This is a genomic window from Roseateles sp. GW821-FHT09H11 (assembly GCF_059415845.1).
This window is the reverse complement of record NZ_JBWKOA010000009.1, coordinates 276,933-292,171: the sequence shown is the minus strand read 5'-3', so window position 1 is coordinate 292,171 and position 15,239 is coordinate 276,933. Positions and strand designations below refer to the sequence as shown.

Below are 15,239 nucleotides of genomic sequence, written 5' to 3'. Positions count from 1 at the left end.
GCCGGCCCCGGGGGACGCGACCTGCGGTTGAGCCCCGCCAGCGTGGGAGCAGACCCCGGGGCCGGCTGCCGCCGACGGGCGCGGTCAAAGAAGGAAGACTGCCCGATAATCGCGGGTTCGCCGCCCCACAGCCGCCATGTCCACCGACCCCTCCCGCATCCCCGCCGAAGTACGCCGTCGCCGCACCTTCGCCATCATTTCCCACCCTGACGCGGGCAAGACCACGCTGACGGAGAAGCTGCTGCTGTTCTCCGGCGCGATCCAGATCGCGGGCTCGGTGAAGGCGCGCAAGGCCTCGCGGCATGCGACGTCCGACTGGATGGAGATCGAGAAGCAGCGGGGCATCTCGGTGGCCTCGTCGGTGATGCAGATGGAGTACCGCGACTGCGTGATCAACCTGCTGGACACCCCCGGCCACCAGGACTTCTCGGAAGACACGTACCGCGTGCTGACCGCCGTCGATGCGGCGCTGATGGTGATCGACGCGGCCAACGGCGTCGAGCCGCAGACCCGCCGGCTGATCCAGGTCTGCCGCGCGCGCAACACGCCGATCCTGACCTTCGTCAACAAGATGGACCGCGAGGTCCAGGAGCCGCTGGCGCTGATGGACGAGATCGAGCGCGAGCTGGGCATGACGGTGGTCCCGTTCACCTGGCCGGTGGGCATGGGCAAGCACTTCCACGGCGTGATGGACTTGCGCCAGCAGCGCATGCGCGTCTTCGCGCCCGGCGAGGACCGCGCCGCCGGCACCGAGGAGGTGCTGGACGGGTTGGACAACCCGGCCTATGCCGAGCGCTTCGGCATGCAGTACGACAACGCGCAGGGCGAGATCGAGCTGGTCAACGAGGCCGCGCCGGCCTTCGACGAGGCGGCCTTCCTCGCCGGCCAGCAGACGCCGATGTTCTTCGGTTCCGCGGTCAACAACTTCGGCGTGCAGGAAGTGCTGGACGCGCTGGTCGAGCTGGCCCCCGCGCCGGCCGAGCGCGCCGCGATGCAGCGCGTCGTGCAGCCGGAGGAGCCCAAGTTCACCGGCGTCGTCTTCAAGATCCAGGCCAACATGGACCCGGCGCACCGCGACCGCATCGCCTTCCTGCGCGTGGCCTCGGGCCACTTCGAGCGCGGCATGCGCCTGAAGGTCGTGCGTTCCGGCAAGGAGCTGCGTCCCAACACGGTGGTGAGCTTCCTGTCGCAGCGCCGCGAACTGCTGGACGAGGCTTTCGCCGGCGACATCATCGGCATCCCCAACCACGGCGTGCTGCAGCTGGGCGACACGATCACCGAGGGCGAAGCGCTGCAGTACACCGGCCTGCCCTTCTTCGCGCCGGAAATGTTCCGGTCGGTGGAAGTGGCGGACCCGCTCAAGACCAAGCAGTTGCGCGAAGGTCTGCGCCAGCTCGGCGAGGAAGGCGCGATCCAGGTCTTCCGCCCCGAGGCCGGCAGCGTGCTGCTGCTGGGCGCGGTCGGCCAGCTGCAGTTCGAGGTCGTCGCGCACCGGCTGGAGCATGAATACGGCGTCAAGGCCCGCGTCATGCCGGCGCGCTACAACGTCGCGCGCTGGGTCACCTGCGACGAGGCCGACGGCGGCGAGAAGGAATTGCGCCGCTTCATCGACCACAACGCCCACCGCGTCGCATGGGATGCGGTGAACGCGCCGACGGTGCTGCTCGAGTACGCCGGCGAGCTCCGCGCGATGCAGGAGAACTGGCCCAAGATCAAGTTCCACGCGCTGCGCGAGCACGCGGGCCTGGTCTTCCAGAAGCAGATGGACGCCTGAGGTTCACGACCCGTCGGCGAACGGATCGGATCAGGAAACGGAACAGGGGTCAGGTCTTTCGTCCGCCATCCGGGTGTCGTGACCTTGTTGGCGTTTATGCAACGACATCGTTGTCGGCCTGTCATCGCCCCTTCCTACACTGCCGCGATGCCCCACGAGATCCAGCCCCTGCCGGAGCGCCGTCTGTGCTGCCTCCTGCTGGCGGCGGGACTGCTGCCGGGCGCGCTGCCCGCGGCGCTGGCGGCGCCCGCGGCCCGCGCGCGGACGATCGCGGGCATGGCGGCGGGGCCGACCGAGCTGGTCGCGTTCACCGAGAACCTGCCGCCCCTGAACTACAACGAGGGCGGCGCGGCGCGCGGCTTCAGCACCGAGCTCCTGACGCTGATGGCGGCCGACGCCGGCCTGCCCTTGCGCGTCCAGGTGCTGCCGTGGCAACGGTCGGTGCAGGAGGCCGGTCGGCACCCGGACAGCGTGCTGTTCTCGCTGACGCGCACGCCCGAGCGCGAGACCCAGTACCGCTGGGTCGGACCCATCAGCCCGCGACGCATCCTGGTCTATCGGCTGAGCCACCGCACCGATGTGCGCCCCGCCAGCCTGAAGCAGCTCAACGGCTTGCGTCTGGGCGTGTCGCGTGATTCGGCCGCCGCGAAGCATCTGATCGCCGAGGGGCTGCGGCCCGAGACCGAGCTGGAACTCGGCCTCGACGACGCCACCAACCTGCGCAAGCTGCTGGCCGGCCGCATGGACCTGATCGTGCTGCTGGACTGGGCCGCGGCCTGGCACCTGCGTGAGCTGAAGCTGCCCTACGCAACGCTGGCGCCGGTGCTGCCGATGGACGTCGACAAGTCCTACTGGTACGGGCTGCCGGCGGACAGCGATCCGGCCTTGGCTCGACGCCTGCAGGCCGCGCTGGACCGTCTCAGGCGGGATGGGCGCTACGAGCGCCTGCGGCAGCAGTATTTCGATTGAGCGCCGCCGCACCGGCCGCCCCTGCAGCGGCAGGCGCGGCGGGCAGGCAGCCCAGTGCTTCGAGGGTGCGCTCGATCGCCGCATCGAGCGGCGTGTGCGGCACGCCGCCATCCCTGGCCAGTTCGGCCGCGAGGCGCGCTTCGTCCATGCGCAGCGGCTCGCGCCACAGGTAGCGCATCTCGGCCAGCTCGCGGAACAGCGGCACCACCGGCTGGGCCAGCCGCACCGCCCACCACGGGAAGCGGGTGACCCGCGGCTGCGTGCCGGTGCGCCGCCGGACGACGCGGCGGATCGCCTCCGCCATCTGGCGTCCGTCGGCATCCCAATGGCCGGCGAAGTGGAAGCGGGCGAAGGCCGGCAGCGTGTCGCAGCGCTCGATCAACGCCGCCATGGCCGTCGCGACGTCGGGCAGATAGGCCCATTGATGGCCCACACCGTCCGTGCCCGCCTGCTGGATCCGCGTCACCGGCTGGCCCGGCGTCACGAGCCCCTGCGAGAACCAGCTGTTCGCCGCGCCCGGGCCGAAGAAGTCGCCGGCCCGGAGCACGATCGCCCGGAAGGCGCCCCGCTCGGCGCCTTCCTGCAGGCGGCGTTCCATCTCGACGCGGATCGCGCCCTTGCGCGTCAGCGGGCGCTGCGGCGAGTCTTCGACCGGGTGCGGCATCGCGTCGGGCCCGAAGTTGTAGACGGTGCCGGGCAGCACGACGGTCGCGCCCCGGGCCGACGCGGCGGCGATGGTGTTGTCGAGCATCGGCAGCACCAGCTCGTTCCAGCGACGGTAGCCGGGCGGGTTCACGGCGTGGACGATCACGCTGCAGCCCGCCGCGGCGCGCTGGACGTCCTCGGCCTCCAGCGCATCGCCGCGCAGCCACTGCAGGCCGTCACGGTGTTCCGATTCGGTGGCCAGTCCGCGCTTGAGCGCGCGCACCGTCCAGCCCGCGTCGCGCAGGGCCCTGGCCACCGCGCCGCCGACACCGCCGCTCGCGCCGAGCACCAGCGCCGTCCGCCGCGCCACCGCCGTCATCGCGGCCAGCACACCGATCGCATCCATCGAAGTCATCGCATCCATCGTCAGCTCCTGTTGGACCGGGCCGGTCCGGTTGGGTGAAGGCATGGGACGGATTCTGGAAAAGAGCGGCTTTCCTGAAAATTACCGAGCATCGACAGGCGGCTATACATTTCTGCATGGCTTCGAAGACTTCCTTGCGGACGACGGATACCCCCTCTCCTGCCGGCGCCGCCGACTCCGCCGGTGCGTCCAGTTCCGGCATCGCCTGGGAGTGGTATCGCTCTTTCCTGGGCGTGCTGCGGGAGGGCTCGCTGTCCGGGGCCGCGCGGGCGCTGGACCTGACCCAGCCGACGGTGGGCCGGCACGTGACGGCGCTTGAGGCGCGGGTGGGGCAGTCCCTCTTCGTGCGGACGCCCGCCGGCCTGCTGCCGACCGAGGCAGCGCTGGCGCTGCGGCCTTACGCCGAGGCGATGGACAGCACGGCAGCCGCGCTGGAGCGCACCGCGCGCAGCCACGGCGACGGCGTGCGGGGCATCGTGCGGGTGACCGCGAGCGAGGTCATCGGCGTGGAGGTGCTGCCGCCGCTGATCGCCGAACTGCGCGAGCGCCACCCGGCGCTGATCGTCGAACTGGTGCTGAGCAACCGCGTGCAGGATCTGCTGAGACGCGAAGCGGACATCGCGATCCGCATGACGCCGCCGAAGCAGGAGCAGCTGATCGCACGGCGCGTCGGCGTGATCGAGGTCGGTCTGCATGCCCACGAGCGCTACCTGGCAGCGCATGGGACGCCGGGCTCGATGAAGGCGCTGGTCGCGGATGGTCACGCGCTGATCGGCTACGACCAGCCGGCCCCCTACGTCCGCGAGCTGGCGCGGCGCTACCCGGTGATGGATCGCGAGCACTTCGCGCTGCGCGCCGACAGCGACCTGGCGCAACTTGCACTGATCCGGGCGGGCGCCGGACTCGGGCTGTGCCAGGTCGCGCTCGCGAAGCGCGATCCGGCGCTGCATCGCGTGCTCGAGGACGAGCTCAGCATCCCGCTGGAGACCTGGGTCACGATGCACGAGGACTTGCGGGACAGTCCACGATGCCGGGCGGTGTTCGACGTGCTGGTGGCCGGCCTCGCGCGTCATGTCGAGGCCGGCGGCGGCGCCGCGCTCAGCTGATCACGGCTTGATGCTGTAGTTCGCCGGCACCCAGCGATAGCCCTTGCCGTCCGCGGCCACGTGGCCGAGGCCCGGGAAGGACACGTGCGCGATCGCGACCCAGTAGCCGTTCTTCGCCGCGTCCGCATAGGCCTTCTGGCGCTGCGGCATCGCCAGCTTCGAGTCGCTGTCGAAGTTGATCGTGACCGTCGGATCCGGGAACTGCACCGCCGCGACGTGCATCAGGTCGCCCCACACCGCCAGCTTCTGGCCCTGGCTCTCCACCATGTAGACCGTGTGCCCCGGCGTGTGGCCGTAGGCCGCGTGCGTGCGGATGCCCGGCACCAGCTCGGTCTCGCCGCTGAACGGCTTCAGGCGGCCCGCGTCCTGGTACGGCTTCAACGCCGCGATCGCCGCGCCGAAGAAGTCCTTGTGGCCGGGCGCGGCCTTGGCGGCGTTCGCCGCATTCAGCCAGTAGTCGACATCGTGCTGGTCCATCCGCACCACCGCGTTCGGGAACACCGCCTGGCCGTCCTTCGTCAGGCCGGCCGCGTGATCCGGATGCAGGTGGGTGATGTAGACCTCGTCGACCTGCTCCGGCTGGTAGCCCGCCGCCTTGAGGTTGGCGAGCAGCTTGCCCGTCGTCGGGCCGAACGCGCCGTTGGCGCCGGTGTCGATCAGCACCAGCTTGGTGCCGGTGTTGATCAGGTAGCCGTTGATCGAGGTCTCCACCGGCGGCTTCAGGGCGTTCTTCGCCAGCGCCTTCACCACCGTGCCGGGCTTGGCCTTGTCCATCAGCTGGTCGACCGGCAGATCGATCGTGCCGTCGCTCAACGCGGTGATCTCGAAGTCGCCGAGCATCAGCCGGTAATAGCCCGGCGCCTGTGTCTTCACCTGCGGCGCGGCCGCCTGCACGCCAGCGGCGGCCAGCGCGAGCGCCAGTCCCAGCGCGGCGAATTTTCCGGAACGGATCATGGGGAATCTCCTGTGCATGTGATGCGTGTGTGGGGCGTGATGAGTGTGTTCCAAGCGATGCGTGCGTTGTTGGAACCGCTGTGTTCGAGCTGGCGCGCAGCATAGCCACGCCGCGCGCGCGCCGCCCTCCCCGTTCGGAAGAAGCACCCTTCTCCCGCAGGAGATTCCGGTGACACGCGCTCTTCAAGACGGCGTTGTGGCATGTCCTGGCCCCCTTCTGAAAAGCGCCCCGGCGACGCTGCACGTCAGCCTCGTGAAAGACGCGTGCGGCGTCATGTGGAACCCCCGCGTCGCCTCGACCACAGAGGCCCGAGGGTTAGCCCTTGCGCAATGCTGCTTAAAGGGTTTTACGCTGTCGACGGGACCTCGCCGGGGCCCTAAATTCCTGGCTCCACTACAGAGGCACCGGACCACCGGCGCCCACCCTTGCGCCGATGAGCAACCTCATCCTGGAGACACGCAAACTGACCAAGGAGTTCAAGGGCTTCACCGCCGTGGACTCGGTCGACCTGCAAGTGCAGCGCGGGCATATCCACGCCCTCATCGGCCCCAACGGCGCCGGCAAGACCACCTGCTTCAACCTGCTCACGAAGTTCCTGACGCCGACCCGCGGCCAGATCCTCTTCAACGGCCACGACATCACCGGCGAGAAGCCTGCGCAGATCGCCCGGCGCGGGGTGATCCGCTCGTTCCAGATCAGCGCGGTGTTCCCGCACCTGACGGTGCTGGAGAACGTGCGCATCGGCCTGCAGCGCTTCACCGGCACGAGCTACCACTTCTGGAAGGGCCTCGGCGGCCTGTCCCAGCTGGACGGCCGGGCGCTCGAGCTGCTGGAACTCGTCGACCTGCGCGACATGGCCGCGCTGCGCGCCGCCGACCTGCCCTACGGCCGCAAGCGCGCGCTGGAGATCGCCACGACCATGGCGATGGAACCTGAACTGATGCTGCTGGACGAGCCCACGCAGGGCATGGGCCACGAGGACGTGGACCGCGTCACCGCGCTGATCAAGCGCGTCGCCGAAGGACGGACCGTGCTGATGGTGGAACACAACATGAAGGTGATCAGCAGCATCGCCGACCGCATCACCGTGCTGGCCCGCGGCGCCGTGCTGGCCGAGGGCGACTACGCCACCGTGTCCCGCCATCCGAAGGTGCTGGAGGCCTACATGGGCTCCGAGGCCACCGAGCTGCAAGGAGCACATGCATGAAGCCGACGTGCCGTTGCCGCTCGGCGTGCGCCGCGCCGGGCCGCCCCAAGCAAGCACGCGTCCCCTCGGGGGACCGGCCGATGCTGGCATCGGACGAGGGGCTCCAATGAACGCACTCGAGATCAAGGGACTTCAGGCCTGGTACGGCGAGAGCCACATCCTGCACGGCATCGACCTGGCGATCCCACAGGGTCAGGTCTTGACGCTGCTCGGCCGCAACGGCGCCGGCCGCACGACGACGCTGCGCGCCATCATGGGCCTGACCGACCGCCGCAGCGGTTCGATCAAGGTCCACGGGCAGGAGAGCGTCACCCTGCCCACGCATCGCATCGCGCGCCTCGGCCTGGGCTACTGCCCGGAGGAGCGCGGCATCTTCGCGTCGCTCAGCACCGAGGAGAACCTGCGCCTGCCGCCCGTCTTCAAGAGCGGCCGCGGCAAGGTCATGTCCGAGGACGAGATCTACGCGATGTTCCCCAACCTCTCCGAGCGCCGCCACAGCCCGGGCACCCGGTTGTCCGGCGGCGAGCAGCAGATGCTGGCCGTGGCCCGCATCCTGCGCACCGGCGCGGACATCCTGCTGCTGGACGAGATCTCCGAGGGCCTGGCCCCCGTCATCGTCCAGGCGCTGGCCCGCATGATCACCGCGCTGAAGGCGCAGGGCTTCACCATCGTGATGGTGGAGCAGAACTTCCGGTTCGCCGCGCCGCTGGCGGACCACTTCGTCGTGATGGAACACGGCCAGGTGGTCGAGTCCTTCAGCGCCGCACAGCTCGACAGCAAGCGCGCGCTGCTCGACGAGCTGCTGAGCGTGTGACGGACGCGCGCCGCCTCCGTCACGCACGATCCCGACAGCCGACATTTCCAGGATTCCGAGCTTCGAGTCTGAAACCCGCATGGGCCCGTTGAGGCCGTTAGAACAAGGAGACAAGCGATGAAGACGACCCTCAAAACCGTTGCCCTGGCCTCGGCGCTGGCCTGCGGCAGCCTCGGCGCGCAGGCGCAGATTTCCGGCGACACCGTCAAGATCGGCATCATCACCGACATGTCCAGCGTCTACGCCGACATCGACGGCGCCGGCGGCGTGGAGGCGATCCGCATGGCCATCGCCGACGCGAAGGGCATGGCCGCCGGCAAGAAGATCGAACTGGTCTTCGCCGACCACCAGAACAAGGCCGACGTCGCCGCCTCCAAGGCGCGCGAATGGTTCGACACGCAAGGCCTGGACCTGCTGATCGGCGGCACCAACTCCGGCACCAGCCTGGCGATGGCCAAGGTCGCGGCGGAGAAGAAGAAGCCCTTCATCTCGATCGGCGCCGGCACCTCGCGCCTGACCAACGAGGAATGCACGCCCTACACCATCCACTACGCCTACGACACGGTGGCCCTGGCCAACGGCACCGGCGCGGCGGTGACCAAGTCCGGCGGCAAGACCTGGTTCTTCCTGACGGCGGACTACGCCTTCGGCACCTCGCTGCAGTCCGACACGTCGGCGGTGGTGACGAAATCCGGCGGCCAGGTGCTGGGCGCGGTGAAGCATCCGCTGAACGCGAGCGACTTCTCCTCCTTCCTGCTGCAGGCGCAGAGCTCCAAGGCGCAGATCCTGGGCCTGGCCAACGCGGGCGGCGACACCATCAACGCGGTGAAGGCGGCCAACGAGTTCGGCATCACCAAGACGATGAAGCTGGCCGGCCTGCTGATGTTCATCAACGACGTGCACTCGCTGGGCCTGAAGACCACCGAAGGCATGTACCTGACCGACAGCTGGTACTGGAACCAGAGCCCCGAGGCGCGCGCCTGGGCGCGCCGCTTCTTCGAGAAGATGAAGCGCATGCCCTCGTCGCTGCAGGCGGCGGACTATTCGGCGGTGTCGCATTACCTGAAGGCGGTCGAGGCGATCAAGTCCGACGACGGCGACAAGGTCGTGGCGCAGATGAAGGCCACGCCGATCAACGACTTCTACACGAAGGGCACGATCCGCAAGGAAGACGGCCGCGGCGTGCACGACATGTTCCTGCTGCAGGTGAAGTCGCAGAAGGAATCCACCGAGCCGTGGGACTACTTCAAGGTCGTGACCCGCATCGCGGGCGACGACGCGTTCACCAAGCTGGCCGACTCCAAGTGCCCGCTGGTCAAGAAGTGAGCTGAGGCCGGAGACACCGCATGACCGACTTCTTTGGCGTCCCGTTGCCGGCGCTGCTGGGCCAGCTCCTGCTGGGGCTGGTGAACGGGTCCTTCTACGCGATGCTGTCGCTCGGGCTTGCGGTGATCTTCGGCATGCTGAACATCATCAACTTCGCCCACGGCGCGCTCTACATGATGGGCGCGTTCCTGGCGTGGATGGGGCTGGAGTACTTCGGCATCAACTACTGGGCGATGCTGCTGATCGCGCCGCTGATCGTGGGCGTGTTCGGGCTCGTCATCGAGCGGCTGCTGCTGCAGTGGCTCTACAAGCTGGACCACCTCTACGGCCTGCTGCTGACCTTCGGGCTGACGCTGGTGATCGAGGGCGTGTTCCGCTCCTTCTTCGGCGTCGGTGGGCAGCCGTACGCGGCGCCCGAGGCGCTGTCGGGCGCGACCAACCTGGGCTTCATGATCCTGCCGAACTACCGGGCCTGGGTGGTGGTGGCCTCGCTGGTGGTGTGCCTGGGCGTGTGGGTGCTGATCGAGAAGACCTCGCTGGGCGCGACGCTGCGCGCCGGCACCGAGAACCCGAAGCTGGTGCAGGCCTTCGGCGTCAACGTGCCGCGGCTGGTGTCGCTGACCTACGCCGGCGGCGTGGCGCTGGCCGGCTTCGCCGGGGTGCTGGCGGCGCCGATCCTGCAGGTCAACGCGCTGATGGGCTCCAACCTGATCATCGTCGTCTTCGCGGTGGTGGTGATCGGCGGCATGGGCTCGATCCTGGGGTCGATCCTGACCGGCCTCGGGCTGGGCGTCGTCGAGGGCCTGACCAAGGTCTTCTATCCGGAGGCGTCCAACACGGTGGTGTTCGTCGTCATGGCCCTGGTCCTGCTGGTGCGTCCCGCCGGCCTGTTCGGCAAAGAGAAATGAACAAGAAACCGCTGGGCTACGTGGCCCTGTTCATCGCCATCGCGCTGCTGCCCTTCCTGGGCGTGTATCCGATCTTCGCGATGAAGGTGATGTGCTACGCGCTGTTCGCGTGCGCCTTCAACCTGCTGATCGGCTTCACGGGGCTGCTGAGCTTCGGCCACGCGGCCTTCCTGGGCGCGGCGGCCTACGGCGCCGGACATGCGCTGAAGGTCTGGGGCTTCCCGCCGCTGGTGGGCATCGCGTTCGGCACGCTGATGGCGGCGCTGGCGGGGCTGGTGTTCGGGCTGCTGGCGATCCGCCGGTCGGGGATCTATTTCTCGATGATCACGCTGGCGCTGGCGCAGATGCTGTTCTTCTACTTCCTGCAGGCGCCGTTCACCGGCGGCGAGGACGGCCTGCAGTCGGTGCCGCGTGGCAGCCTGCTGGGCATCAACCTGGAGAACGACAGCGCGCTGTACTACCTGGTGCTGGCGATCTTCGTCTTCGGGTTCTGGTTGATCTACCGGACGGTGCATTCGCCGTTCGGGCAGGTGCTGACCTCGATCCGCGAGAACGAGGCGCGCGCGACCTCGCTGGGCTACGACGCGGCGCGGTTCAAGCTGATGGCCTTCGTGCTGTCGGCGGCGCTGGCCGGGCTGGCGGGCGCGACCAAGACGCTGGTGCTGGGCTTCGCGACGCTGACCGATGCGATCTGGACGACGTCCGGCCTGGTGATCCTGATGACGCTGGTGGGCGGCATGGGGACGATGGTGGGGCCGATCGTCGGGGCGCTGGTGATCATCGCCCTGGAGAACAAGATCGGCGACCTGGGACAGTGGCTGGCCAGCCTGACCGGCATCCAGTGGTTCGGCGGCCTGGGCGAATCGGTCAGCCTGGTCACCGGGCTGATCTTCATCGTCTGCGTGCTGGCGTTCCGGCGCGGGCTGGTGGGCGAGGCGGGGGCCTTGTGGGAGCGGCTGCGCAAGCCAGTAAATGCTCGTTAAATCGAGCGGTATCTCGTTAATGCTCGATTTAACGAGCACCATGGTCGCATCGCCGAACTAGCCATTTCGGCGACATGCTCGTAATATCGAGTCTTATCGCGTTAAGGCTCGATTTAACGAACATGAAGGTCGATCAGTCGTCCGTGCTTCCCGTGCGCCTCCAGACCGAGAGCGCTCAACTGGGGCAGCGCCTCGCACGTCTGCGGGTGGCCCGGCAAATCAAGCAGACTGATGCGGCCGTCCGGGCGGGGCTGTCCCGCAATACCGCCTACCGGATCGAACGGGGTGACCCCGGGCTCGCCATCGGCCAGATCCTGCGCTATCTGGACGCCATCGCACCGGGTCTGACGCTCACGCACCTCCTGACCGAAAGCGACCCAGCGCTCTTCCAGCAGCAGCAGGAAGAGCAGCGCCAGCGTGTGCGCGGGCTGACGCAGGCTGAAATGCTGGAACTGGACTTCTGAAGGGCGACTCATGGCGGCCAAGGAAGCCAAGCTCACCGTGTTCGCGCATTTGGGATCCGCCTGGGCGCCATGCGGCCAGCTTCAACTGAACGAGCAGGATCAGGAACTCCAGGGTTCGACCCTGGCTTACGGTTTGAACTACCTGCGACGCCCCGACGCCATCGAGATCGATCCGGTGAGCCTGAGTCTGGTCGATCGTGAACGGGTCCGCGGTCAACGGCTGCGCCCCATCAACAACCTGCCCTTCTTCGGCGGCATCCGCGACGCGGCGCCGGACGCGTGGGGACGCCGCGTCATCGAGGCCAAGCTGCGGGTACCGGCCAACAGCCTGCCGGAGTCCCAATACCTGATCCATGCAGGCAGCGAACGCGTCGGCGCGCTCGACGTGCGGGCAGGGCTGGCCGACGGACCGAGTTCGGGCGTCAGTTCCTGGCACACGTTGCAGCACCTGATGGAGGCCGCCGAACGCATCGAGGAAGGTGCGCCCGTCCCCGCACATCTGGATGCCATCTTCATGGACGGCGCATCGCTGGGAGGCGCGCGCCCAAAAGCCTCTGTACGAGACGACGACGGGGTGCTGTGGCTGGCGAAATTCGCCAGTCGCCAGGACCGCATGGACATCCCCGCCATCGAATGCGCCGCGTTGCGGCTGGCAGCCGAGGCCTCGCTGTCCGTACCACCCGTCAAGACGCTGACCATCGGCGATCGCCACGTCATGCTGATCCGACGTTTCGATCGCTACTGGTCCTCCGATCACCTGTCCGACGTCGAAGACGATCCCACCTTGCTCAAGGCCTCGCCGGCCGACGGTTTCGGAGAACGTCGGCTGGCCTTCAACAGCGGGTTGACCTGGCTGGGCTGTGACGAGAGCGAGTCGCGCACCAAGTCCTATGCCGACCTCGCCGATGCGATCCGCCGCTACGCGCACCCCGACATGATCCGTGCCGGCAATACCGAACTCTTCAAGCGCATGGTGTTCAACATCCTCGTCAGCAACGACGACGACCATCTGCGCAATCACGGCTTCCTGTGGGATCCACGACTGCAGGGCTGGCGGCTCAGCCCCCTCTACGACGTGATGCCCCGACCCGGCCTGGCGAGCGAGCGATTCCTCCATCTGGGTATCGGCCCGTCAGGCCGACTGGCTACGCTCGACAATGCGCTGGCGGCGCACGCCGGATTCACGCTCTCCGAGCGCGATGCCGCGCAGGCCATCGACGACGTCTGGCGCGTCGTCCGTCAATGGCGCATGTACTTCGAGCAGTTCGGCGTCAGCCCCCTGGAGATGGACCGCATCGCCACGGCGTTCCGCCACATCGACGACATTTCTACCGTGGAGCTGCGACGCAAGCTCAACTGAGCGATCCCCGACATGCGAACAGCTCCCGCCGCGTAACAATGAAGGCCATGACCTCCGCCGCCCCCGCTCCCGCCGCGCCGTCGCGTCTGTCGCTCTACCTGAACCTGATCCGCTGGGACCGCCCGGCGGGCACCTACCTGCTGCTGTGGCCGACGCTGGCCGCGCTGTGGATGGCCACCGACGGCTGGGCCGGGTGGCCGGGCTGGCACCTGCTCCTGGTCTTCTGCCTCGGCACCTTCCTCATGCGCAGCGCCGGCTGCGCGGTCAACGACGTCGCCGATCGCGACTTCGACAAGCACGTCAAACGGACCGCCCAGCGCCCGGTCACCTCGGGCCTGGTCTCCGTCAAGGAGGCCCTGGTGCTCGGCGCCGTCCTGGCGCTGATCGCCTTCGCGCTCGTGCTGACGACCAATCCGCCGACCATCATGCTGTCCTTCGCCGCGCTCGCGGTGACGGTCCTCTACCCCTTCACCAAGCGCTGGGTGTCGATGCCGCAGGCGGTGCTGGGCGTCGCCTTCTCCTTCGGCATCCCGATGGCCTTCTCCGCCGCGCAGGGCGGGCGCGAATGGGGATGGCACGCGATCTCAGCCTCGGTCCCGGTCGAGGCGTGGGGGCTGCTGGTCGCCAACCTGTTCTGGGTGCTGGCCTACGACACCGAGTACGCGATGGTCGACCGCGACGACGACATCCGCATCGGCATCAAGACCTCCGCGCTGACGCTGGGCCGCTTCGACGTCATCGGCGTGATGGCGTTCTACGTCGCGTTCCTCGTGCTATGGGCCGCGCTGGGACTGCGGCTGGGCATGGGCCACTGGTTCCTGGCCGGCCTCGCGGTCGCGGCGGCGCAGGTCGTCTGGCACTACACGCTGATCAAGGACCGCAGCCGCGAGGGCTGCTTCAGGGCCTTCCGCGAGAACCACTGGGTCGGCTTCGCGATCTTCGCCGGCACCGCGGCCGACTTGGCCCTGCGCTGAGACAGGGTCGGCAAGGTCGGTGAGGGCCCGCACGGGCCCTCGCGTTCACAGCATCCGGTGCTGCTTCAGGTAGGCGCCGACATCGCGATAACTCGCGTCCTCGCCGGCGTACTTGACCACGTTGCGCACCGTGCGCAGCCACTCCAGCGTCGACGGCTGCTGCGTCTGCAGCGCGGCGTCGAAGTCCGCCATGCGCAGCCCCCGCTCGTCGCCCGCCAGACCGTCCAGGACCGCCGACTCCTTGGCCAGGTCGATCAGGCCGTCGATGTCCGCGCCCGAGCAATGCGGCGTGCGCGCCGCCAATGCCGCGAGGTCGAGCGACTCCACCGGCACGCCGGTGAGCTTGATGCGCAGCATCTCCTCGCGCGCCGGCTCGTCCGGCGGCGGCACGAAGACCTGCCGCGCGAAGCGGCCCGGCCGCTTCATCGCGTCGTCCACGTCCCACGGCATGTTGGTCGCGGCCAGCACCAGCACGCCCTGGTTGTTCTTGCCCAGGCCGTCGAGCTGCGTCAGGAACTCGTTGACCACGGTCCGCGTGCTCGCGCTCGACGACTTGGACCGCGCATAGGCCAGCGCGTCGAGTTCGTCGAAGAACAGCACGCACGGTGTCTGGCTGCGCGCCCGCTCGAACATCGCCGCCAGGTTGCGCTCGCTCTCGCCCTGCCACATCGTCAGCACGTCGGACACGCCGACGGAGATGAACTCCGCATTGCATTCGTTGGCCACGGCGCGCGCCAGCAGGGTCTTGCCGCAGCCGGGCGGGCCATAGAGCAGGATGCCGCCGCCGCTGTTCATGCGGAAGCGCTGGAAGAGCCCGGGCTTGAGGAAGGGCTCGATGATCTTGAGCCGGATGGTCTTCTTCAGCGCCTCCATGCCGACGATGCTGGAGAAGCGCACCTTGTCCTCGGGCACCTGCTGGATCGCCGCGACCTTGGCGGACTGGCCGCCGCCGACCAGCTGCAGCCGCGGCGCTTCGGCCGCCGGCACTTCGCCGCGCGCCGGATGGGCATGCGCGGCGAGATCCTCCAGCGCCGCCTCCGGCTCGAAGCCGGGCGCGCGGCGCGCGCGCAGGTACAGGTCCAGCGCGGCGGCGGGCTCGCGCTCGAGCCGACACAGCGCCTGGATCACCAGGGCCGCCGCCTCATCGGGCCGCTGCTGGGCCAGGAGGCCGGCCTGGACCTCCGCCTCGTCGATGCGGCGCGCGTCCAGCAGCGCGCGCGCATAACGGGCGCGCAGCCCATGATCGAAGGGCGCCCTCAGCAGCGCCTGTTCAAGTTCCTGCATGGCAATGAATCCGGAATTCCGAGATGAGACGAAGCGCGGCGATGGC

14 protein-coding genes are annotated in these 15,239 nt (G+C 68.6%); 11 read left to right on the top strand and 3 right to left on the bottom strand.

Translation table 11 applies throughout. The features are described 5' to 3' along the window. The first annotated feature begins 136 nt into the window (after window positions 1-136). Window positions 137-1,774 carry a peptide chain release factor 3 gene (locus AC07PR_RS27265; RefSeq protein ID WP_431100963.1) on the top strand — a complete coding sequence of 546 codons (1,638 nt, stop codon included), beginning with the start codon at window positions 137-139 and terminating at the stop codon, window positions 1,772-1,774. 147 nt (window positions 1,775-1,921) lie between these two features. Beyond that, the gene (locus AC07PR_RS27260; RefSeq protein ID WP_377158757.1) at window positions 1,922-2,743 is read left to right on the top strand and encodes a substrate-binding periplasmic protein; all 822 of its coding nucleotides are present in this window, start codon (window positions 1,922-1,924) and stop codon (window positions 2,741-2,743) included. Here AC07PR_RS27260 and AC07PR_RS27255 read toward each other — a convergent pair. After that, complete coding sequence (locus AC07PR_RS27255; RefSeq protein WP_495137167.1) at window positions 2,694-3,776, bottom strand: NAD-dependent epimerase/dehydratase family protein; 1,083 nt, start codon at window positions 3,774-3,776, stop codon at window positions 2,694-2,696. The genes AC07PR_RS27260 and AC07PR_RS27255 overlap by 50 nt on opposite strands. Window positions 3,777-3,928: 152 nt before the next feature. On the opposite strand from AC07PR_RS27255, the gene AC07PR_RS27250 reads away from it, so the two are divergent. Continuing rightward, on the top strand, window positions 3,929-4,918 hold the full coding sequence (locus AC07PR_RS27250; protein WP_495137133.1) for a LysR family transcriptional regulator: 990 nt from the start codon (window positions 3,929-3,931) through the stop codon (window positions 4,916-4,918). On the opposite strand, the gene AC07PR_RS27245 is transcribed toward AC07PR_RS27250, so the two are convergent. Beyond that, the gene (locus tag AC07PR_RS27245) at window positions 4,919-5,872 is read right to left on the bottom strand and encodes an MBL fold metallo-hydrolase (RefSeq protein WP_483108351.1); all 954 of its coding nucleotides are present in this window, start codon (window positions 5,870-5,872) and stop codon (window positions 4,919-4,921) included. It abuts the gene before it with no gap. A gap of 434 nt (window positions 5,873-6,306) precedes the next feature. Between AC07PR_RS27245 and AC07PR_RS27240 the strand changes: the two genes are divergently transcribed. The 8 genes from AC07PR_RS27240 (at window position 6,307) to ubiA (ending at window position 13,909) form a co-directional block, all read left to right on the top strand. Beyond that, entirely contained in the window at window positions 6,307-7,080 is a 774-nt protein-coding gene (locus AC07PR_RS27240) for an ABC transporter ATP-binding protein (RefSeq protein WP_495137132.1), read from the top strand. Window positions 7,081-7,186: 106 nt separating this feature from the next. After that, window positions 7,187-7,894 carry an ABC transporter ATP-binding protein gene (locus AC07PR_RS27235; protein ID WP_377158760.1) on the top strand — a complete coding sequence of 236 codons (708 nt, stop codon included), beginning with the start codon at window positions 7,187-7,189 and terminating at the stop codon, window positions 7,892-7,894. A 117-nt stretch (window positions 7,895-8,011) separates the two neighbouring features. Then, entirely contained in the window at window positions 8,012-9,220 is a 1,209-nt protein-coding gene (locus tag AC07PR_RS27230; RefSeq protein WP_495137131.1) for an ABC transporter substrate-binding protein, read from the top strand. A 20-nt stretch (window positions 9,221-9,240) separates the two neighbouring features. Then, window positions 9,241-10,128, top strand: coding sequence for a branched-chain amino acid ABC transporter permease (locus tag AC07PR_RS27225; protein WP_431100957.1), 888 nt, complete (start codon window positions 9,241-9,243; stop codon window positions 10,126-10,128). After that, window positions 10,125-11,111, top strand: coding sequence for a branched-chain amino acid ABC transporter permease (locus AC07PR_RS27220; protein ID WP_377158762.1), 987 nt, complete (start codon window positions 10,125-10,127; stop codon window positions 11,109-11,111). Before AC07PR_RS27225 ends, AC07PR_RS27220 begins: the two co-directional genes overlap by 4 nt. A 122-nt stretch (window positions 11,112-11,233) precedes the next feature. Beyond that, window positions 11,234-11,575, top strand: a complete 342-nt coding sequence (locus AC07PR_RS27215) for a helix-turn-helix domain-containing protein (RefSeq protein WP_377158763.1) — start codon at window positions 11,234-11,236, stop codon at window positions 11,573-11,575. 10 nt (window positions 11,576-11,585) lie between these two features. Next, a complete protein-coding gene (locus AC07PR_RS27210) occupies window positions 11,586-12,935 on the top strand; it encodes a type II toxin-antitoxin system HipA family toxin (protein ID WP_377158765.1) in 1,350 nt (449 codons plus the stop codon). A gap of 47 nt (window positions 12,936-12,982) precedes the next feature. Continuing rightward, window positions 12,983-13,909, top strand: coding sequence for a 4-hydroxybenzoate octaprenyltransferase (gene ubiA / locus AC07PR_RS27205; protein ID WP_495137130.1), 927 nt, complete (start codon window positions 12,983-12,985; stop codon window positions 13,907-13,909). A gap of 45 nt (window positions 13,910-13,954) precedes the next feature. Here the strand turns inward: ubiA and AC07PR_RS27200 are convergent, their stop codons facing one another. After that, window positions 13,955-15,193: an ATP-binding protein gene (locus AC07PR_RS27200; RefSeq protein WP_495137129.1), complete on the bottom strand. Its 1,239-nt coding sequence runs from the start codon at window positions 15,191-15,193 to the stop codon at window positions 13,955-13,957. Window positions 15,194-15,239: the final 46 nt, after the last annotated feature.